Source organism: bacterium SCSIO 12827 (genome assembly GCA_024397995.1).
GTDB lineage: Bacteria > Pseudomonadota > Alphaproteobacteria > Rhodospirillales > Casp-alpha2 > UBA1479.
In genome coordinates this window covers 1,493,240-1,514,486 of sequence record CP073746.1, presented here as the reverse complement: position 1 = coordinate 1,514,486, position 21,247 = coordinate 1,493,240, and the positions used below count along the sequence as shown (strand labels likewise).

Sequence of the window (21,247 nt, the reverse complement as noted above, 5' to 3'; positions counted from 1 at the left end):
CATTCGAAAAACGAAAAATCCGTCACTCACACCTTTGTGAACATAGGTATTTCCCAATATTTTTTAGCTATCTGATTTTTATGAAGATTTGCGCCGGCCACAAATTACCTATAAATTGGAGACAACTTAGTATCCCCATGGTGCAATGATGAGCGACTCTCAAAGACGCGAACAACTGATCGACACGGCCATCGACCTGTTCGCCAAACACGGCTTTCACGCGACGGGCATCGACCGGATCCTGGCCGTATCGGGGGTGTCGAAAAAGACGCTGTACCGCCACTTCCGGTCCAAAGATGAACTGATCCTGGCAGCCCTTCGCAAATATGACGGCCTATTCCGCAATAACTTCATGCGCGAGGTCGAAAGCCGCGGAACCACGCCGAAGGAACGGCTTCTTGCCGTGTTCGACGCCGCCCGCGCCTGGTTCGAGGACAATTCGTTCTACGGCTGCATGTTCATCAACGCGGTCGGCGAATTTTCCGACCCGGACACCCCCGTGCGGCACCAGTGCAAAGCGTTCAAATCCATGATCTGCGATTATATCGAGCAACAGTGCCGGGGCATGGGAGCACCTGACCCGGCCAGCCTGGCTGAAGAACTGGCCATGGTGCTGGAGGGTGCCACCGTCACCGCCCAAGTATCTCAGAACCGCACGCGCGCGGCGGCGGTCGCCAAGACGGCGGCGGCGGTGTTGATCGATAAAGCGATGACAAGTCGAATTCCAGAGCCGACCTAACGCACGCAGAGACCAATCACTTCACTTGGCGTACCCGGCAATAACCCGTCTCTGACGCACATTCGAGCGTCACGCTGCGGAGGGTCATGGGTTGTCCGGCCAGGACTTCGCTAAAATCGAACAGCAAATAGGGCGACTTGAAGATATTCGAATGCCCTTTCCATTCGCCGATTGCATCAGATGCATCAATTGAATCCACCCATTTTGACTGGCGCATCCGACCGTTCTCGATATAGCCAGCGCGCGGGCTTGCGGTGACGATTCCGCGTCCTCCAAATACCCTGTCATTCGATGATGCATAGGACGTCACCCTGTCCACGATGTGCCCCTGAACGGTCTCTTTCGCCGTGTTGTAGAAATCGCCCGGCGGATGGTCGGCGGCCGCGAAGATCAATTCCGAGAGCTTGACCGGCGCGGCCCCCTGCTTCTGCAGTTCATGCAATGCCTTGATCGTAACGGCGCTGCCCAGGCTATGGGCCAGCACATGGACGTCCGCGCCATTGAACTCCGCGTGCAACGTCTGCAGAAAGACCGACAGGGCATCCCCCGCATCGGCGACACGGTCCCGTTGGGCGATGTAATTGGGGCCGCCGTTCGTCGGCCAGGCGAATACGACGGGGACGCAAGGAAACCCTATGTTGCTCATCATCCGAGCCATGGTCTCGACGGAATTGGCGAAGGAGTTTTGGAACCCGTGGACGTAGACCAGAATTGCTGGTGCCTTATAATTCGGCGCGCTCTTCAAGGCCTGAAGCGCTTGCCGAATATCATCGAAAAAGTCGGAGGCCGCACCGTAAAGGGAACTTTCTGTATCACGCAGCCCGATCTCAGGAATGCCGTCTGCATCCATCGATTGATACACTAGGCCCCAGATATCGCCCGACGCCTCTTTCGTGGTCTTGCGCAAGGCCACGACGGCTTTTGCCAACCTGATGTTGTCAGCATGCGCGCTTTTGAACTTAAAGCGGAAGCGGTCGGCTTCGGTGTCAATGACGCGATCTGTCGCAACAAAGACCGTCCGCACCGCAGGAGAGACGTCTTTCGGGATCGCCTTCAACTCCCATGACCGCTCCAAGGGAACACCAGCCGACCGCAAGCCGCCTTCGGTGGCCACGGCATTGATCCGCCTGACGAGCGGGAACCCGCGCAAGCCGTCCAAATTCGCCGCAAAAGTGGATTGATAGCTACCCACCTGCCCAAGCACATCGAAAGCCCATTCGCCGGACAGGCCGAATTTCTTTCCCGCGCTCGATATCCACGACACGACTTCCTTAGGCGACACGCCGAAGTAGTGTCTTCTCGTGAAGGTCTTCTCTTTGTCGGACCATCCCAGTTGATCCGCCAACGCCATCATGTTCACCACGCCGGAGACAACGCTGGCCCAATCATTGTCACCGCGCCCCACGGCGGGAACCATGGCATCGACGGCAACCGTGTCGTTGAAAACATAGGCGTTAAGATCAACCTTGCGCGCGATCTCGTCCAGCCGAAGGATGCTATCGCTGAACGCATCACACTTGCCATCCTTGACCGCGCTGTACAGGGTATCGGCCGTGCGCGACAACTGGCGGCTTTCGAACAATTTGCTGTCAATCTTGAACGCCATTCCCGACGTCTGCTGATAATCTCTCAGACGTTTCTCATACTTGTGCCCCGAATACGTACAGATTGTCTTGCCGCCGAGATCGGCTGAAACGCCCCGCTGCCCAGGGTCGAACAAAAGAATGCCCTGACCATCCATGAACACGGGCGACGTCGGACGCATGGTTTTTTTGAACTTTTGAATTGATTGCCAGGACACTCTGGGAATGAGATCGATTTCACCTTGCACCGCCGCAACCACTATTTCGTTGAAGGATCTCTGGCCCAATACATATTTGACCCGCTTGTGATCGCCGAACACTGCGGCGGCCGCGGCCCGGCATGAGTCGGCGTCCATGCCTCTGCCGCCCCCCTTGCCGTAATGCGAAAAGAAATAGGGCTGTTGCCACGTTACGCAGGTCACGGCCCCTCGTGCCTTGACCCGTTCCAGCGTCGATTGGGCCAAAGTGGTACTTGCGGCCGCCGTCATCAGAACGTAAGTGACACCAAAGGCGGCGGTGATCCGCAAATACGTCATGATCCGCGCCGGTTGCATATGCTCCCGCATACCCATCCCTGGCAATTTCGTCATCCGCATTGCACTTACTCCCCAAGCGCCTACACATCCTACGCGCATGGGAAAATATTTCAATTAGGGCGAGAACGCGCCTTGGGAGGACCCAGAACGGGTTTACCGGATCAGGTCATGGCGCCAAGAGGATCGGTGGGATTGGATCAGTGGGCGCGGCTGTATTCGACGCCCTGGGCGACGATCCAGCGCAGTTCTTCCTTCATCAGGTCGACATGGCGCGAGGAATCAGCGCGCAGCAGCGCCTGAATGATCGCCGTCTGCACCGGCGCCGGCATTTCATGGAAGTTTTCCAGCATCAGGAACTTGACGCTGGGGCGCACGGTTTCGGACATCAGCAGGCTGATCACCAGCTTTTTGCGGATGTCGTTGCGCATGTTGCCAGCTTCGGTCAGCTGGAAGAATTCCTGCACGAAGTAACGGGGCGACACGCTGCCGTCCATCAGGTTGTGCAGGTTCTGGCGAAGCGCGGTGGTGTATTCGGCCCGCGTGCGCACGATGAAGCGCGAGGTTTCGCGGCGCAGCTTGGCAATGGCGTTGGGATCGAACGCACTTTCCGTAATCAGCGAAATCGCGTTCTTGACCGCTTCGTGCTTGGAGATGTCGCCGACGATCTCAAACATGCCGGAAATCAACCGCGTCTTGCGGCCAAGCGGCGACAGGCGCGCCACGGCGGCCAGGGCCATGGGGGCTTCCGGGTCTCGGGCCGACACCAGGGCAAGCGGCAGCGGGTCTTCGAGACCGCCCAGATCAATAGTCGAATTCAGGAAATTCTCGGGCGCCAGGAACTTGTCGCCGTCGGAGGGCACAACCAGCGGTTCCCGCTTTTTATAGCGGGTCTTGATATCCAGCGCGGTCTTGACGCCTTCTTCCGTCAATCCGAACAGTTTGTCGCTCATACTTCCCTCGTCTTACCCCATGGCACCCTGTGCGGGCCCCTTTCGCCTGCGGTCCCCCGACCGCATTGATCGGCGTCAGGTGGCAGCCACGCCCAAATGCCCGATATCCGCGGCTCGGCCGCGTTCCACGCCCACGAACCGTGTATCCGTGAACACCTTACGATTTCGCCAGTTCAGGAACAAGCGCAGGCCCGATTCCATATGCGCGCGGTCAAAACCGCAATTGAAGGCCTGCTGCTGCTGAAGATTGTCGCGCGCCCGCACGGTGCGGATCTGGCCCGCCTCCGGCAGTCCCGGGAACATCGAGGCGGTGACGGCGGCCTCACTCCCCTTGCGTTCAACCAGGGAATCGAGGATCAGCGTCAGAAACGCGATCAGACGGGCCGGCATGCGCGCCTCGCCGCTGCGCCAGGCCGCCACGGCCGCCGGCGAAGCTTCAAGCGCCTCGGCCAGGTCAGCGTTGCTTACGCCCAATTCGGTCAGTCCGCGAAACACCGGATAAACGTCCCTTTTCTCGGTCGTAATTTCGGCGATGATGGTCATCTTCGGTTTCCTCGTCCCTAAGCGATCGTTCCGCTTAGTTCTAAGGACCGAATGGTAAAAAAGTATTAACCTCGTTTCGTTTTGGACATGACGGCGGTCACACCATGAATATTAATTTTCTCTTCGGTCATGCGCGCCGGAATTGACCTGGGCGGCACCAAGATCGAAGGCCTGGTGCTGGACCACGCCGGGTCGGTCGCCGCGCGCCGCCGCATTGCCGCGCCACAAGGCGACTACCGCGCCACCGTTGAGGCCATTCGCGGCCTGGTCAATGATCTGGAGGCAATGGCAGGTGCGGCGATCACGCATGTCGGCATCGGCATTCCCGGAACCCTCTCTCCGGCCACCGGCCTGATCAAGAATGCCAATTCGACCTGGTTGATCGGCCATCCATTCGACCGGGACCTGGAAGACGCCTTGGCCCGCCCCGTGCGCCTGGCCAATGACGCCAACTGTTTCGCTGTGTCCGAAGCCACCGACGGCGCCGCCGAAGGAGCCGAAATGGTGTTCGGCGTGATCCTGGGCACCGGCGTCGGCGGCGGCATCGCCCTGAACGGCCGACCGGTCACGGGCCGGAACGCCATCACCGGTGAATGGGGCCATAACCCCCTGCCCTGGCCCCAGGACGACGAACGGCCGGGTCCAGGCTGCTATTGCGGTCTGTCCGGCTGCATCGAAACCTTTTTGTCCGGCCCCGCCCTGGCCCGCGATCATCTGGCCACTACGGGTGAGAACCTGTTCCCGCCGGACATTGCCGCCCGCGCCGAATCCGGCGATGCCGCCGCCGGCGCCACCCTGGCGCGCTACGAAGACCGCCTGGCCCGCGCCCTTGCCATCATCATCAACATCCTGGACCCGGACGCCATCGTCCTGGGCGGCGGGCTGTCGAACCTGGGCCGGCTATATGCGAACGTGCCGCGACTTTGGGGGCAATGGGTATTTTCCGATGAGGTGGCGACCCGCCTTGTCCCGGCCCGTCACGGCGACGCCTCGGGCGTGCGGGGTGCGGCCTGGCTGTGGCCGGCAGAAATCAGCAGCCGCCCTTGATCCGTTCCATCTTGACCGGCGTCATGCGGATGGCGAAATCACCGAAGGACTGGATGATCCGTTCGGCGACACCGTCTGCGCGGTAATCGACTTCAAGCTCGAACACGGGCGTGCTTTCCCCGGATGTCATGGAAAAGAACGCCGACTGGTGGCGCCACACAGGCAGTTCGGGCGTGAATCCGGCCTTTTTCAAAAGTGCGCGCGTCTTGTCGCTGCGGTCCTTCGCGGTGACGATATAGACATTGGTGTCATAGGGGTTGTCCAGGCTACCGCCGTCGAACATCGGGCGGGAAAACACTTTTTGGCCGGCAAGCGCCGCCTTCAGACTGGCCTGCAGGTGGGCCGTGGGAAACAGCGTGCCCTTGGGCAGGGGAATTTGCTTGGCGACATTGCCGGCGAAGGCCGCTTCGCCGCCCTTGCCGGGATCAAGCCGCGCCGTCCCCTTAAGATCCTCTTCCAGTCGCTCATTGCGCTTGTGGGTCATGCTGAAGCCATAGTCACGACCGTCTTTCGATTCCCAACTGGTGAAGCCCCAATCCGTGCGCACCGGCGTTTCCTCGCCATAGACCACATCAAGCACGATGCGGCTTTCGGCAACCCAGCGCTCGCAGGCGTCGGTGAATTCATAGACCATGAGGCCGCGCGCCGCCGTCGGCCCGACGCCTTCGCGGCTTTGATTAAGGGTGATCTCGTAGGCCGCCCGGTGGCTGGTCAGTTTCGGCTCCGTCGCCCCTGCCGCCTTAGCCCCCGGCATGACCGCCACGGCCAGCCCCGCGAACAAAAGCATCGCCGCCCCGGCGGCAAATGCCCGGCGGCGGAACGCCGGCAGGTCCCGGCGACGGGTAGACCGTTGGATCGGCATGACGGTGTTTCTTCCCAAGAGCAATTCCGCAATGCCGAGACTAGGCTCCGCAACGCGCTCTGTCCATGGCCGGACGGCCGTTTCGACCGGCAATTTATGCCCGCCAAGTCGGCAGGAATTGCCGGGCCGGACAGGTTTATGCCTAGTCATTTTCCGTTAAGCATATGAAAAACCGCCATCTGCCGGCTGGCCCGACTTTTGCGTTGGATTTCAGCGAGTAAATGGATGTGGCGAAGCCCACATGCCGACGATTTGGAGGCACTCATGACGGCGATAGAACAGACCCCGAAGCCCGTGCCAGGACGAAATGCGATGAGGAGTGCTTCGGCCCGCAGCCGAACCCGCACCTGAGGCGCGTTTCACACTGTCCACGGGAGACCAGCGCCTTTGGCATGTCCGGGTCTCGACACCTTCAGTTTCTCGAACGGATCGCGTTCGGACGAAGAAGGAGCCTTGCTCATGGGAGCAGAACATCAGCCAATTTCGTATGTAGACCTGTTTTCAACATCCCCAGCCCCCGCCTCTCCGTTTTCCGGCCTGGGCAGCCCGTCACGCGAACTTGTCCCCCTGACCCCGATTTCGCCGCCTGACGCTTGTGAAAGCGAAGGGCCGGCACAGGATGAAACCCCCGAACCGACTCTATTCAGTGTTCTGACGAGCGGCCTGTCCCTGCGCGACCTCACCCCCCGCCAAATGGCCGAGGTCAGCCTGGACCTCTACGCCGCCGGGGTGCTGACCTATGAAGACTATGAATTGCTGGCATTCCAGCCCGAACTCCACCCCGACTACAACGACACGGTGGGCGCCTTGACCGGTGAGCCTGCCGGGCCCGACCGGCCCCGGGACTATGTCACGCAATGGGAGGATCGGCTGAATTTCGAGCGCCGCTATAATCCGCAGAACACCCGGCTCGTGCGCAAGACCGAACACATCGTCAACCTGCTGCTGACCCTGGACGGCCCGCCCGACGGTTCCGGCAGACCGATGGCGGCCTGAACGACGCATCGATTGGATGCCCCGGGCAAAGTCGCCCGACGGCAGGCTCTCGGGCTCTACCGATAATCTCTTAAACCGGAAAGCGGCTTAATGCTGGACGATGAAGTGCGCCAGGCCGGGCCAATCCCGCGCGCTGAGCGCGGCGCTGGCGTCGGCCTGCTCGATCGGACGCAGCTTGGCGGCGATCGACCAGTCCTTTGGTGACACCCGAATCGCCCAGGTATCGGCAATCCCCGCCCGCTTGATACGGCGGAACGCACCGGTCCGTTCCTGTCCGTCGAACGGCCCGACGACGACGCGGTACACGTCGCGTCCATCGCGGCCGATCTTGCCGTGCAGAACCGCCGGCATGAGGGACCTGAAGGTCTGCATGTGACGCTTCGCCCGCTCGCTGCCCCGGAAGCTGCCGATCACGTAATAGAACCCTTCCTTGGGCTTACCATTCTCCACGGCAGCCGACGGCAGGGCCGCGGCAGTCTGCAAGGCCGCGGCCGGAACCTGAACGACATCGACCTCAGGCTGTGTGAAGCGGACGAATGGGCGATCAATCTTTTCCGTCACCGGCTGCAATGCGGCCAGATCGATATTGACGGTCACCGGCTGTTCGTTACCGGGCGCAGGTTGAACGGCGGTCTCGGAGGACGGCACCACGGTCGGGTCAATGGCAGAAACCGTGTCCGCCTTGGCCACCTGGGCCTCAATGGCTTCGAAGCCCGGGGCCGTTGGCAGGATGTCCTTGTCCGCCAAGGCCTTGGCGTCCTTACCCGCGTCGGCAGTCATGACGTCCTTACGGTCGTCGACGTCGCGGCAGACGACGTTGTCTTCCTCGGTTACCGCGCGGTAGAGCGCGCAGTCCTTGCTGGTCAGTGCCGACAGGCCGTGATCCGTGATGGATTTTTCCGTGGTGACGACAGAGATGATGTCGATGGCCCAGGACGCGACTTGGATGGGAACCGGCAGGGCGCATCCGCCCAATAGCGCGCACGCACCGACGACGATTACGGATTTCCGCATCTTAACCCCCAGTAGGGCACCGGCAGCCGCACCGGCAAACTCACCCCGTAAAAATGGTTCACCCTATCGCCGTTTCGCTCCCCGGCCGTCGCGGCCAACCGAAACGACTATTATTTTTTAAGTCTTCTACCGATTCGTTATAGCCGAAGGCGCGAATCGGGGGCCAGCTTTTTCTAGCCGGCTAACCTCTTTTTATTATTTACAGAATCCCGGGTGGTTGACGGCAGAAGATTTTCTACCCCTGCGATTCACCGCCGGCCTGGGGGCCTGCTTTCTTCGGCAGGGCGAGTTTAAGGTGCAGTTCCTTGAGTCGCTCGTCAGGCACCAGGGACGGTGCCCCCATGAGCAGATCCTGTGCCTGCTGGTTCATGGGGAAGGCGATGACCTCGCGGATGTTGGGCTCGTCGGCCAGCATCATCACGATGCGGTCAATGCCCGGGGCGGAACCACCATGCGGCGGGGCGCCGAACTGGAAAGCCCGATACATGCCGCCGAATTCCGTTTCCACGGTTTCCTTGGAATAGCCCGCGATCTCGAACGCCTTGACCATAATGTCCGGCTTGTGGTTCCGGATCGCGCCCGAGGACAACTCGACCCCGTTGCACACGATGTCGTACTGGTAGGCCAGAATATCCAGGGGATCCATGGTTTCCAAGGCCTCCAGCCCGCCCTGGGGCATGGAGAACGGGTTGTGCGAAAAGTCGACGCGCCCCGTGTCCTCATTCAGCTCGTACATCGGATAATCGACGATCCAGCAGAAATCGAAGCGGTCCTTGGCGATCAGGTCCAGATCCTGGCCGATCTTGGTGCGCGCGGCCGAGGCGAAGGATGCGAACTCGCCCGGCACACCGGCCACGAAGAACACCGCATCGCCGTCGTTCAAGCCAAGCGATGCCTTGAGCGCCGCGGTACGATCTTCACCGATATTCTTGGCGACCGGGCCGGCGCCTTCGCCGTCACGGAAGAAGATGTAGCCCAGGCCCGGCTGGCCCTGGCTCTGCGCCCAGGAATTCATGCGATCACAGAACGCGCGGCTGCCGCCGCCCGGCGCCGGAATGGCGTGGACGCGGACCTTCTCGTTCTTTTCGATCATACCGGCGAACACCTTGAAGCCGGAACCGGCGAAGGTATCGGTGACATTCGACATTTCGATCGGGTTGCGCAGGTCCGGCTTGTCGTTGCCGTATTTCAGCATTGATTCCTTATAGGGAATGCGCGGGAACGCGCCTTCCGTCACCTTGCGGCCGTTCGCGAATTCCTTGAACACGCCGGACAGAACGGGTTCCAGCGCCGCGAACACGTCTTCCTGGGTGACATAGGCCATTTCCAGGTCGAGTTGATAAAACTCGCCGGGCGAACGGTCGGCCCGCGCGTCCTCGTCGCGGAAACAGGGCGCGATCTGGAAATACTTGTCGAAGCCGGACACCATGAGTAGCTGCTTGAATTGCTGCGGGGCCTGCGGCAGGGCATAGAAATGCCCCGGATGATTGCGCGCCGGCACCAGGTAGTCGCGGGCCCCTTCGGGCGACGACGCGGTCAGGATCGGGGTCTGAATTTCCAGGAAGCCCTGATCGACCATGCGGCGGCGGATCGATGAAATGACGTTGGAGCGCAGGATGATATTGGCGTGCGGCTGTTCGCGGCGCAGATCCAGGAAGCGGTAACGCAGGCGCGTTTCCTCGCCCAGGTCGGCATCACCGAACACCTGAAGCGGCAGCATCTCGGCCGCGCTCTCAACATGGAATTCATCAATGCGCACTTCGATGGCGCCCGTCGGGATCGACGGGTTGATGGTTTCTTCCGACCGCTTGACCACGGGACCGGTGATCGTCACCACGCTTTCCGGGCGCACGCCCTCGACCGCCGGGAACAGGCTGCCGGACACGTCGATCACGCATTGCGTCAGGCCATAATGGTCACGCAGGTCGACGAACAGCAGGTTGCCGTGGTCGCGTTTGCGGTGGACCCAGCCCGACAGGCGAACGGTGTCGCCGACGTTGTCTTCGCGCAATTGGCCACAGGTATGGGTGCGGTAAGGGTGCATTGGATTACTTCTCATGGTTCGCGCGCGCGATGGAGTTGGTCCGGCGGGGCAATCGCGCGCCCTGAAAGTTCGTCTGACGACGCCGCCGACGTCCGGAACCGGCGGCCCAAACGTCCCGGGTTTCTAGGCGGTCGAACGGCGAAAATCCAGAGGGAATTTGCCGACCGGCCACCGCCCCCGGTCGTCGGCACTACATACGCGAGACAGGTGATTTTCTGAAAAAGCTGCTATACTGCACCTGCGAACACGGCCAGCGACGGCCTGACATAAGATGTTAGGAGCCCCAATGATGACCACCACTTGGCGTACCGCCCTTCCCGTCCTGGCGCTTGGCGCCCTGATTGCCTTCTCCCCGTTCGTCACCGCCCAGCAGGCCAAAGCCGCGGGCAGTGACACGCCGACGACGTCGACCGACGATAAGGACAAAGACAACAAGGAAGGCAAGGCGCTTCGCGACATTCAGGAACTTTTGAAAAAGAGCCAGTTCGAACCGGCCCTGGCGGCCCTGATGCCCTATACGGCCCAATACCCCGACAACGCCGACGGCTGGAACCTGCGAGGCTATGCCTCACGCAAGCTTGGCCATTACGATGTCGCCTTCGACTATTATGAACGCGCGCTGACCATCGAGCCCAACCATAAGGGAGCCCTTGAATACATGGGCGAGCTTTACGTGGAAATGGGCCAGCAGGACACGGCCCGGGAACTCCTGGCCCGGCTCGAAGGCCTGTGCCCGCAGGGCTGCACCGAAGTGGCCATGCTCAAGAGCTTCATCGACGGCATGAGCGAGACAGCGGAACGACGCTGGTAGGCGCTAGGCGCCACCGCCCTAAAAGTCTCTTAAACACATCAGGGGCGCGGCACACGCGCCCCTGATCGCTGTTCTGCGCGGGGATTACACCAGGTTGTCGATGCCGCCGTCCGGGTCCGGCAGATGGGCGATCCGGCGGACCAACCAGACACCCAGGTAGATAAATGGCGTGTCTGCCAGGGCAATGACCAGCTTGGCCAGATAGCTGGCGACGATGATCTTGAACACCACGTCCCAGGCCAGGCCAAGCCCGAACCCCAGGAAGATCGAATTGACGATGCAGGTGTCGGCAAGCTGGCTGATCATGGTCGAAGCATTGTTGCGAAGCCACAGATGCTTGCCCCGCGTCACCCGCTTCCAAAAATGGAACAGCTTCACGTCCAGCAACTGGGCCGCCAGATAGGCGGTCATGGATCCCAGGATCAGCATGCCCGGCAGGGTGAACACGCTTTCATAAGCCTGCTGCATCTGCTCCACCGTGTCGTAGTTGGCATTGCCGGCGGGCCAGACGGGCGATCCCGGCACGACCAGGGCGATCTGGATCACGCCCAGGATCAGCACGCTCATGGCGAAGCCTGTGTAAACCATCAGATTGGCACGACGCTGGCCATAAACCTCGCAAACCACGTCCGTAATCAGGAACGTCAAGGGATAGGTGATCAACCCCGCGGTCAGGGTCACCGTTTCGCCGAACAGGCCGTCAGGGAAAGTCTCGGGAAAGGCCAGAAACAGCTTGCCCGCGAGAACATTGGTCATCACCAGGACGACCACGAAGGCCGCCATCAGGATGCTGAATACGACTTCCGAGCGGTCGCCCATTGCCCTTCCCCCAAAGGTGTTGCGCCCGCAGTCTAACCCTTCGCCTTGCGCGCCAGGAAGCCCCCAAGCATGGCCTGGGGCTCGCCGGTCTCGAAACTGTCACCGAACACGGGAATGGTCGCGGCGATGGCGTCGTCCGGGGTCAGGCTCTCCCACGACTGGATCAGCATCTTTTGTGTGCGGATCGCGTGCGGGCCGGATTCGACGATGGCCTGCACGGAGCGATCGAGCACGGCGTCCAGGTCTTCCGGTTTGGTCAGAAATTCGACAAAGCCCCACTGATGGGCCGTCGCCGCATCGATCATCTCGCCCGTCATCAGCAGCCAGCGGGTGCGCCCCCAGCCGACCAGATGCGGCAGCAACACGGCTTCGATTACGCTGGGCAGACCAACCCGGACCTCGGGCATGCCGAATTTAGCGTTGTCGGCCGCGATGCGGAAATCACAGGCCGCCGCCAATTCCATGCCACCGCCCAGGCAATAGCCGTTGATGCGCGCGATCACCGGCACCGGCAGGTCGCGGATCGCCGCCATGACGCCATGCAGGCGCGTGATGAAGGCCCGGGCCGACGTGGGGTCGAGGGCCGCCATCTCGCCGATGTCGGCGCCGCCGACAAATGACCGATCGCCTGCACCCGTGATCACCACGGCGCGCAAATCCCGGTCTTCGGCCAGGGCACGCAGGGTCTGCGTCAGTTCGGTCATCAGGGCCGAATTAAGTACGTTCAGCTTGTCCGGCCGGTTCACGCTCAGCCAAGTCACCCCGCCGCGGTCGTCACGCAAAATGGTATCGCTCAAAATGTCCTCCATGTTTGTTGCGCGCAGCATTCCGTGCCTTGGCCACGTTGGCAAGATCGCAGCGTTTCACTTTGGCGCGGCAATTCTCTAGCGTATAACGGCGTAGCGGCCCGGCACGAAGGACCGCCCGACGCCCAAGGAGGATAGCCCAACATGATCATCGACCACCGCACCTATACCGTTCAGCACGGCATGAACAAACAGTACCTGGACCTGTTTGAGGCCGAAGGCCTGCCCGTTCAGCTTCGCCACCTGAACCTCATCGGATATTTCACGACCTCCGTCGGGCCACAGAACGAATTCGTGCATCTTTGGAGCTATGATGACCTGACCGACATGGAACGCCGCCGCGCCGCCCGCGACGCCGATCCGGACTGGGCCGTCTACAAAAAGAAATCCGCCGGGATGCTGGTGAAGCAGGAAAACAAGCTGATCACGCCCGTCAGTTTCTCGCCGCTGAAATGAACCTGATTACCGACAACGACGAACTGCGGGCGTTCTGCGCACCGCTTGCGACCGTGGAATACGTAACCGTGGACACGGAGTTCATCCGTGAGCGGACCTATTGGCCGGTGCTCTGCCTGCTGCAGATCGGCGGGCCCGACGGTGCGGCGGCGGTCGACGCCCTGGCGCCGGGCATCGACCTGACGCCCGTGTTCGAGCTGCTGGCCAACCGCAACGTGCTGAAGGTCTTCCACGCCGCCCGCCAAGACATGGAAATCTTCTGCCGCGCCATGGACGATTGCCCTGCCCCTGTGTTCGACACCCAGATCGCCGCCATGGTCTGCGGGTTCGGCGATTCCGTGGGTTACGAAACCCTGGTCGCCAAGCTGGCCAAGGCGACCGTGGACAAAAGCTCGCGGTTCACGGACTGGGCCGCCCGGCCGCTGTCGGACAAACAGATCAGCTATGCCCTGTCGGATGTGACGCACCTGCGCACGGTTTATGAAAAGCTGCAGGCCAAGCTAGAAAAAAGCGGCCGCCTTGCCTGGGTCGCCTCCGAGATGGAAGCCCTGCACAACCGCAGCTTCTACGAAACCGATCCCATGGAAGCCTACCAACGGCTCAAGGTCCGGCGCCCGACGGCGCGACTGCTCGCGATCCTGCGCGAAGTCGCGGCCTGGCGCGAGATCGAGGCCCAACGAGCCGATGTGCCCCGGAACCGCATCGTGCGGGACGAGTCCATCGTCGAGATCGCCCACCACCCACCCAAGTCGGTCGAGAACCTGGCCCGCATCCGCGGCCTGTCGCAAAAGATGGCCGAGGGCTGGCAGGGCCGCCAGATCATGGAAGCCGTCGAGCGCGGTCGGGCCCTGCCCGATGACGAATGCCCCACACCGGTGGAGAAACTCGTCCTGCCGCGCGGCATCGGACCCGTGGCCGACCTGTTGAAGGTGTACCTGAAGATGTGCGCCGAGGAGTCCGGCGTGGCGCAGCGCCTGATCGCCAATTCGGAAGACATCGACACCATCGCCGCCTTTGGCGAGGACGCCGATGTGCCGGCGCTCAAGGGCTGGCGGCGCGAACTGTTCGGTGAGGCCGCCCTGAAGCTGCGTGACGGACGCATGGGCCTGGCCATCAAGGACCGTGTCCTGACGGTCGTCGACCTGTAGCTACGGAGCCCGGCTTTCATGCACCGTCTTGTCGGACAGTACGATTCCCCGTTCCTGCGGCGCGTCGCCGTGACCATGCAGTATTACGGCATTCCGTATGAACGGGACGTGCTGTCCGTATTCCGCAATGCCGATCAGGTCGCCGAGATCAATCCGCTGATCAAGGTGCCGGTGCTGATCCTGCCGAACGGGGAGAAGATCTTCGACAGCCAGATGATCCTGGATTACCTGGACGAGGAAGCAGGCCCGGAAAAGGCCCTGACCCCGGAGAAAGGGGCCGAGCGCCGCGCCGTCCTGCGCGCCGTCACCATCGGCTGGGGTTTGGCGGAAAAAAGCGTGGCGTTGTCCATCGATAAGAATCTGCACGCCAACGCGCCATCCCTGCAATGGCGCCATCGCGTGCGCCACCAGATCAAGCTGTGCCTGGAATGGCTGGAGACCGAAGCATCCGCCGACAGCCCTTGGTTCTTCGGTGAGAACTTAACCCAGGCGGACATCACCGCAGCGGCCGCCATGGGCCATGTCCGGTTCCGCCACGAACGGGAACTGGATTGGGACAAGCATCCCCGGCTGAAGCGTATTTACGACGCCGCCATGGCGCTCGACTGTTTCCAGTCCGTGCCGCTGATTGAGGGTTAATCTGGCCCGGCGTCAGCTTTCCGCTGCCTTGCCGAAGGCCGAAGCGCCGAATCCCATGGCCGTCGCCAGGGTCTTCAGCCGTCGTTCGACCGCATCGCCGGTAAACACGTCGCGGTCCTTGACCGGCAGGCCCAGAAACAGCTTTTCCCGTGTCGGCTTCAACGTCGTGCGCCCAATCAAGTCCGGGGCCGAACCGGACACCGTATGCCCCAGACGTAAAGCCAGGCCGATCGCGTTGGCGATCCGCCGGTCGTCCTCGTCCAATAGGTGCAGGACGGGGGCCGCATAGGGCAGCTCCGGATTGCCGTTGTAGCGAACCAGCACGGCCATGGCCAGGAACGCCCGATCAAGATGCGTCAGTCCTGCATATGGCAGACGCAGGACACGGAAAAAGGCGTGTTCCGCCCGATAGTCGGGATGTTCGGTCCAGCCGATATCCGACAACAGACAAGCAACATAGCGGAGCCGCGCATGCCGCGCCGACTCGCCCGGGAACAGGGGCGACATCCAGTCACGCATTTCAATGCCGGACACGGTAAAACGGCCGCTGCGCTCTGCCAGGGTTTCGCAACCGGCAACCAGGGGATCCTGGCTGCGGATTTCCTTGGGCAGTCCTTTGATCATCTGCCCTTCACGCATGCCGAAGCCGGAAAACACGATCTTTTCCGGACGCGCCACGTTCAACAGCTTGTCCATGGTCAGGGCCGCAAACGGCAAGGTTTCAATACGCCGCCGGGGGATCGGCATCTGCTGCAGGGAATCCTTGCCCAGGCCGGACAGCACCTGGCACAGATGGCGCAGGTCGGAATAGCCCATGGTGAAGCCGTCGATGATATGGACCGGATAATGGGTCTGTTCGATGAAGATACGCGCCAGCACACGCCATGACCCGCCGACGGCGAACAGGGTGCGGCCGCGGATGTCCTTCAGCCAGTCATGCTGGGCCAATTGTTCCTCAACCAGCGGCCCCGCCTTGCGGATGTCGCTGCCAACGGCGTCGGGCAGCCGCAGATGGCCCAGCGGCAAGGTCGCATTGGCGCCGAACTGCCCCTTGTCCAGACTGATCAGGTCAAGCGACCCGCCGCCCAAGTCGCCGAGCAGCCCATCCGCCTTGGGCACACCGATCAACAGGCCCAACGCCGACAGCCGCGCTTCTTCCGCGCCTGACGGGATCTGCACCGAAACCTTGAACGTGTTCTCGATTTCCTCGACGAAGTGAAGCCCGTCGGCCGCGTCGCGCACGGCGGCCGTGGCGACCAGTTCCAGGCGCTCGACCCCCATCACCTTGGCCAGGCGGATGAATCGGGCCAGGGCCGCCCGCGCGCGCACCACGCCCTTCTTGTTCAGCTTGCCCGTCTTGGCCAGGCCGCGCACCAGGCCGCAGTCGGATTTTTCGTTGAAGATGGGAACCGGCAGGCGCGCCGGCGTGTCGTAGACGACCAGGCGCACCGACGACGATCCGATATCGACCACGGCGACGCGCCCATGGGCACGGTCATCGCCGAACAGGCCACGCTTGGACGCGGCATCGCCGGTGCCGGTGTCTCTGAAAAGGCTCATACTTCCGCCGGGCTTCTTTTCGGTCGATGGACGGCTACCTGCCGCTCTGCCCCTTCTTCCCAGGCTTTTTGTCGAGCGCACTTCCGCGGCCCGACAGCGAGGGATTGGTGATGAAGTAATTATGCGCGGAAAAGCCGTCGGAATCCAACCGCGAGAAACTGCCGTCGCCATTCAGGATCCAGCTTTGTGCCGTGTCCTTCAGGTTGGCGCCCATGATTTCGTCGAGAACCTGGGCATGCACGGTCTCGTTTTCGATAGGGACCAGGGTTTCGATGCGGCGGTTAAGATTGCGCGGCATCCAGTCGGCGGAGGAAATGAAGATCTTGGCATGACGCGACGGCAATGCGTGGCCGTTGCCGAAACAAACAATTCGCGAATGCTCCAGGAAACGTCCGACGATGCTCTTGACCCGGATGTTCTCGGACATGCCGGTCACGCCCGGGCGCAGGCTGCAAATACCGCGGATGATCAGTTCGATCTTCACGCCGGCCTGTGACGCCTTGTACAGCGATTCAATCATCACCGGGTCGACGACGGAATTGAGCTTGGCCCAAATCCCGGCGGGTTTGCCGGCCTTGGCATTGGCGGCCTCGGCCTCGATCAGATCCACCAAATGGTCACGCAGGGTCAGCGGCGAGAACGACAGCTTCTGCATGGCCGTCGGCTTGGCATAACCAGTCATGTAATTGAACAGCTTGGACGCATCCTGGGCCAACAACGGATCGCAGGTAAAGAAACTGAGGTCCGTGTAAATCTTGGCCGTAATCGGGTGATAGTTGCCGGTTCCGAAGTGACAGTAGGGACGCAGGTCGCTGCCCTCACGCCGTACGATCATGTTGACCTTGGCATGGGTCTTCATGTCGACGAAGCCGTAGACCACCTGCACACCCGCCCGTTCCAGGTCGGGGGCCCAGCGAATATTCGCTTCCTCGTCGAACCGGGCTTTCAGTTCGACCAGGGCGGTCACGGACTTGCCCGCCTCCGCCGCCTCGATCAAGGCCGCGACGATGGGGGAATCGTTGCTGGTCCGGTAAAGCGTCTGCTTGATCGCCACCACGTTGGGGTCGCGCGCCGCCTGACGCACGAACTGCACCACCACGTCGAAGCTTTCATAGGGGTGGTGGACGATGATGTCCTTTTGGCGGATGGCGGCGAAGATGTCGCCACCGAAATCGCGGATACGTTCCGGAAAGCGCGCGTTGAACGGCGCAAACAGAAGATCCGGCCGTTCGCTGAGGATCAGCTGTTTGGTGTCGACCAGCCCGAGCAGGCCCGGGTTCGGCATCACGTCCTCGGGCGAGGCATGGGTTTCGGAAATCACGAAATCGCGCAATTCCTGGGGCGCGTCGGCATTGAAGGTCAGACGGATGACCGTGCCCCGGCGCCGGCGCTTGAGCGCCGATTCGAAGGTCCGGACCAGGTCTTCCGCCTCTTCATCGATTTCCATTTCGCTGTCGCGGATGACGCGGAATGTGGCTTTTTGCAGCACCTCAAAGCTGGGGAACCACAGGTCCAGGAACAGGCCGATAACGTCTTCCAGCGGGATGAAGCGGATGGCCTCGCCCGGCAGGCGGACGAACCGATCAAGTTGATTGGGAACCGGCAACAGGGCCCGCAACGGTTCTTCCATCCCGCGCTGGGTCAGCGCCAGGACCAGGGAGAAGCCCATGTTGGGCATGAAGGGGAACGGATGGGCCGGATCAATGGCAAGCGGCGTCAGCACCGGCATGATGCCGTCGACATATTTGCGCAACCAGGTCTTTTCCCGCGAGGTCAGTTCGTCGGGACCGACCACGGCGATGCCTTCGCCGCGCAGTTCCTTCATCAGGTTGCTCCAGCAGGCGTGCTGAGCCTGCATCAGGCGGCCGACCTCCTGATGGATGGCGTGAAGCTGTTCCGCCGGGGTCTGGCCGTCTTCGGACGGCGTGCCCACACCGGCCCGCACCTGCCCCTTAAGGCCGGCGACACGGACCATGTAGAACTCATCCAGGTTCGATGCCGAGATCGACAGGAAACGCAGCCGTTCCAGCAACGGATGGTGGGGGTTGTTGGCTTCCTCAAGAACCCGCGAATTGAAGGCCAGCCAGGAGATTTCCCGGTTGATGTAACGTTCACGCAGCTGCTGGGTGCGGGCCCGGCGCTGCGGTGCCCGTGCCCCGCCTTCCTTGGCGCCGCCGTTGCCGGCGCCTTCGGCGTGTTCTCCGGTCTTGGCCGGGGTTTCCAACTGAATATCGTCCATGTCGATGATCTTATCCCTCTGCCTCCGGGAAGTCACCGGGGCCAAAGGTTATCGTATTATGACAACCTTTAAAGGGGATTAAGTTACGTTCGATAAACGCCCCCCTTTCTCATCCATCGGCATTCGGCACAGATGTTGCGTTATTCGGCACCATTGGCGCTGGCGCGCCTCTTTTCTCCGGGAATCCGGGGGAAGCTTTGTCAAAAATGCATTCATTTTGAAAATTCTGCCGGCTGGCGCCCACATCGATGCAGAGCCGAGCCACCCATCGAGCCCACGCGCGGACCGGAAATCAACATCAGGAGAAGTCCTTACATGCCCACTTTAAAGATATCGAAAAAGGTCCCGTTGGCGATTGTCATCGCTTCTGTCCTCGCAACGGTGGTAACCGGCGCGCTGTCCTATCGGAAAGCCGCAATCGAACTGCAAGGAGAAGCCGAGAAAAAACTGACCGCGCTTGGCGGCGCCAAAACCCAATTTATCAACAGTTACCTGGACAGCATCCGTCAGGACTTGAAGGTTCAATCGGACAGCCCCTTGATCCGCCGCGCGCTGGGTGATTCTCCCGCGCATGGAACGAGCTTGGCGACAAAGCGGGCCCCGAACTCCAGAAGCGCTATATCACCGACAATCCAAACCCCATCGGCAACAAGCATTTGCTCGACGTCGCACCGGACGGGTCAAGCTATGCCTCCGCCCATAAAGCGTATCACCCCTGGCTGCGCGAATTCATGACAGAGCGGGGATACTACGACGTCTTCATTTTCGATGCCCGGGGCAACCTTGTGTACACCGTGTTCAAGGAACCGGACTTCGCGACAAACGTTCTGTCGGGCAAATGGCGCGATACGGATTTGGGCCGCGCCTATCAAAGCGCAATGGACAAGACGCCGGGCGAGGCGGCGTTTTTCGACTTCAAGCCCTATGCGCCGAGCAACGGAGCGCCGGCCAGCTTCATCTCGACCGCAGTTAAGAATTTCGACGGCAAGATCATCGGCGTGCTCGCGTTTCAGATGCCGATCGCGCGTATTAACGAGATCATGCAATCCGCGGACGGTATGGGCGAAACCGGAGAAACCTACCTAGTCGGTCGCGATTTCCTGATGCGCAGCGACTCGCGGTTTGCCAAGGACTCGACCATCCTCAAGACGAAGGTTGAATCCGAATCCGTGAAACACGCCCTGGAAGGCGGGACCGGAATTGACGAGATCGCGGATTACCGCGGTATTCCCGTCGTCTCCGCCTATACCGCGCTGGATTTCCTGGGCACCAGATGGGCCGTCATCGCGGAAATCGATCAATCGGAAATCTTCGCCCCGCTGCACGACCTGTTGGTGGCTATCGCCGTTTCCGCCGCCATCGTCATCTCGATCGTCGCCGCCATGGGTATTCTGATCGGCCGAAGCATTTCAAAGCCGATTACCGCAATGACCCGGGAAATGTCCGACGTCGCCGCCGGCAATCTTGAAGCCCAGATCGACGGCGTCAACCGCAGCGATGAAATCGGCGCCATGGCCAAGGCGCTTGTGGTGTTTCAGGAGAACGGCATCGAACGCCGGAAGCTGGAGGAACAGGAACGGGCGAACCAGGCCCGCCGCGAGGAACGGACCAAGCGCATGGAGGAACTGACAAGCGCATTCGACGCCAAGGTCAGCGAACGCCTGCAGACCGTGTCGGCGGCCTCGGTCGAAATGCAGTCAACGGCGGAGACCCTGACGCAAACCGCCAGCACGACCCAGGACAGAACGGCCAACGTGTCGGCCGCCATCGAACAGGCATCGGCCAACGTGCAGACCGTGTCGGCGGCCGCCGAGGAACTGTCCAGTTCGATCACCGAGATCAACCGGCAGATGACCCAGACGACCACCATCATCCGGGATGCCGTCCAGGAATCCAAAACGGCGGAAGACTTGATCCGGAACCTGGCCCTGTCGGCCAACAAGGTGGGGGAAGTCGTCGCGCTGATCACCGACATCGCGGAACAGACCAATCTGCTGGCCCTGAATGCGACGATCGAGGCCGCCCGGGCCGGCGATGCAGGCAAGGGGTTTGCCGTCGTCGCCTCGGAAGTCAAGAATCTGGCCAACCAGACCGCCAAGGCAACCGAAAGCATCACCGACCAGATTTCCGGCATTCAGAATGCGACCAACGCCGCCGTGTCGGCGATCGAAGGCATCGGCAAAACCGTTTCCCAGGTCGATGAAATTTCCGCCTCCGTCGCATCCGCGGTTGAGGAACAAGGTGCGGCAACCCAAGAAATCGCCCGCAATGTCGAAGAGGCGGCGCAGGGTGCCAACGAGGTTGCGGAAAACGTGGTGGGCGTCAATACCGCGTCACAGGAAACGGGCGCCGCCGCAACCGAGGTCCTGACCGCTGCCGAAGAATTGTCGCAGCAGGCCGAAGAACTCAAGGTTCAGGTTCAGACGTTCCTTGCGGACGTAAAGGCCCTCTGAAA

General features: G+C 61.4%; 19 protein-coding genes. 9 read left to right on the top strand and 10 right to left on the bottom strand.

The window, feature by feature from the left end; translation table 11 throughout:
• The first annotated feature begins 148 nt into the window (after positions 1-148).
• On the top strand, positions 149-739 hold the full coding sequence (locus KFF05_07130; GenBank protein UTW53122.1) for a TetR/AcrR family transcriptional regulator: 591 nt from the start codon (positions 149-151) through the stop codon (positions 737-739).
• A gap of 16 nt (positions 740-755) precedes the next feature.
• Here KFF05_07130 and KFF05_07125 read toward each other — a convergent pair whose 3' ends face one another.
• The 3 genes from KFF05_07125 to KFF05_07115 form a co-directional block, all read right to left on the bottom strand.
• Entirely contained in the window at positions 756-2,918 is a 2,163-nt protein-coding gene (locus tag KFF05_07125) for an alpha/beta hydrolase (protein ID UTW53121.1), read from the bottom strand.
• A gap of 137 nt (positions 2,919-3,055) precedes the next feature.
• Entirely contained in the window at positions 3,056-3,808 is a 753-nt protein-coding gene (locus KFF05_07120) for a hypothetical protein (protein UTW53120.1), read from the bottom strand.
• 75 nt (positions 3,809-3,883) lie between these two features.
• A complete protein-coding gene (locus KFF05_07115; protein UTW53119.1) occupies positions 3,884-4,351 on the bottom strand; it encodes a hypothetical protein in 468 nt (155 codons plus the stop codon).
• Between the two features lie 129 nt (positions 4,352-4,480).
• On the opposite strand from KFF05_07115, the gene KFF05_07110 reads away from it, so the two are divergent.
• On the top strand, positions 4,481-5,398 hold the full coding sequence (locus KFF05_07110; GenBank protein UTW53118.1) for an ROK family protein: 918 nt from the start codon (positions 4,481-4,483) through the stop codon (positions 5,396-5,398).
• Here the strand turns inward: KFF05_07110 and KFF05_07105 are convergent.
• Positions 5,382-6,260, bottom strand: a complete 879-nt coding sequence (locus KFF05_07105) for a DUF1849 family protein (protein UTW53117.1) — start codon at positions 6,258-6,260, stop codon at positions 5,382-5,384. The two genes, KFF05_07110 and KFF05_07105, sit on opposite strands and share 17 nt — an antisense overlap.
• Positions 6,261-6,953: 693 nt before the next feature.
• Here KFF05_07105 and KFF05_07100 point away from each other — a divergent pair.
• Entirely contained in the window at positions 6,954-7,256 is a 303-nt protein-coding gene (locus KFF05_07100; protein ID UTW53116.1) for a hypothetical protein, read from the top strand.
• An 87-nt stretch (positions 7,257-7,343) separates the two neighbouring features.
• Here KFF05_07100 and KFF05_07095 read toward each other — a convergent pair whose 3' ends face one another.
• Together KFF05_07095 and aspS are read right to left on the bottom strand one after the other, a co-directional pair.
• A complete protein-coding gene (locus KFF05_07095; GenBank protein ID UTW53115.1) occupies positions 7,344-8,270 on the bottom strand; it encodes an SPOR domain-containing protein in 927 nt (308 codons plus the stop codon).
• 235 nt (positions 8,271-8,505) lie between these two features.
• The gene (aspS, locus tag KFF05_07090) at positions 8,506-10,314 is read right to left on the bottom strand and encodes an aspartate--tRNA ligase (GenBank protein UTW53114.1); all 1,809 of its coding nucleotides are present in this window, start codon (positions 10,312-10,314) and stop codon (positions 8,506-8,508) included.
• Positions 10,315-10,600: 286 nt separating this feature from the next.
• Between aspS and KFF05_07085 the strand changes: the two genes are divergently transcribed.
• Positions 10,601-11,125, top strand: coding sequence for a tetratricopeptide repeat protein (locus KFF05_07085; GenBank protein ID UTW53113.1), 525 nt, complete (start codon positions 10,601-10,603; stop codon positions 11,123-11,125).
• Between the two features lie 84 nt (positions 11,126-11,209).
• Here KFF05_07085 and KFF05_07080 read toward each other — a convergent pair whose 3' ends face one another.
• A complete protein-coding gene (locus KFF05_07080) occupies positions 11,210-11,944 on the bottom strand; it encodes a queuosine precursor transporter (protein ID UTW53112.1) in 735 nt (244 codons plus the stop codon).
• Positions 11,945-11,976: 32 nt separating this feature from the next.
• On the bottom strand, positions 11,977-12,753 hold the full coding sequence (locus KFF05_07075) for an enoyl-CoA hydratase/isomerase family protein (protein UTW53614.1): 777 nt from the start codon (positions 12,751-12,753) through the stop codon (positions 11,977-11,979).
• Positions 12,754-12,894: 141 nt separating this feature from the next.
• On the opposite strand from KFF05_07075, the gene KFF05_07070 reads away from it, so the two are divergent.
• From KFF05_07070 to KFF05_07060, 3 genes are read left to right on the top strand one after another with little or no spacing between them, the layout of a single operon-like run.
• Positions 12,895-13,206: an NIPSNAP family protein gene (locus KFF05_07070; protein UTW53111.1), complete on the top strand. Its 312-nt coding sequence runs from the start codon at positions 12,895-12,897 to the stop codon at positions 13,204-13,206.
• On the top strand, positions 13,203-14,354 hold the full coding sequence (gene rnd / locus KFF05_07065; GenBank protein UTW53110.1) for a ribonuclease D: 1,152 nt from the start codon (positions 13,203-13,205) through the stop codon (positions 14,352-14,354). Before KFF05_07070 ends, rnd begins: the two co-directional genes overlap by 4 nt.
• Before the next feature lie 18 nt (positions 14,355-14,372).
• Positions 14,373-14,993, top strand: coding sequence for a glutathione S-transferase family protein (locus tag KFF05_07060; protein UTW53109.1), 621 nt, complete (start codon positions 14,373-14,375; stop codon positions 14,991-14,993).
• A 12-nt stretch (positions 14,994-15,005) separates the two neighbouring features.
• On the opposite strand, the gene KFF05_07055 is transcribed toward KFF05_07060, so the two are convergent.
• The gene (locus KFF05_07055; GenBank protein ID UTW53108.1) at positions 15,006-16,553 is read right to left on the bottom strand and encodes a hypothetical protein; all 1,548 of its coding nucleotides are present in this window, start codon (positions 16,551-16,553) and stop codon (positions 15,006-15,008) included.
• A 34-nt stretch (positions 16,554-16,587) separates the two neighbouring features.
• Positions 16,588-18,792, bottom strand: a complete 2,205-nt coding sequence (locus KFF05_07050; GenBank protein UTW53107.1) for an RNA degradosome polyphosphate kinase — start codon at positions 18,790-18,792, stop codon at positions 16,588-16,590.
• A gap of 315 nt (positions 18,793-19,107) precedes the next feature.
• On the opposite strand from KFF05_07050, the gene KFF05_07045 reads away from it, so the two are divergent.
• Together KFF05_07045 and KFF05_07040 are read left to right on the top strand one after the other, a co-directional pair.
• The gene (locus KFF05_07045; GenBank protein UTW53106.1) at positions 19,108-19,527 is read left to right on the top strand and encodes a hypothetical protein; all 420 of its coding nucleotides are present in this window, start codon (positions 19,108-19,110) and stop codon (positions 19,525-19,527) included.
• Positions 19,524-21,245: a HAMP domain-containing protein gene (locus KFF05_07040; protein ID UTW53105.1), complete on the top strand. Its 1,722-nt coding sequence runs from the start codon at positions 19,524-19,526 to the stop codon at positions 21,243-21,245. The genes KFF05_07045 and KFF05_07040 overlap by 4 nt, the downstream gene beginning before the upstream one ends.
• The last annotated feature ends 2 nt before the right edge of the window (positions 21,246-21,247 follow it).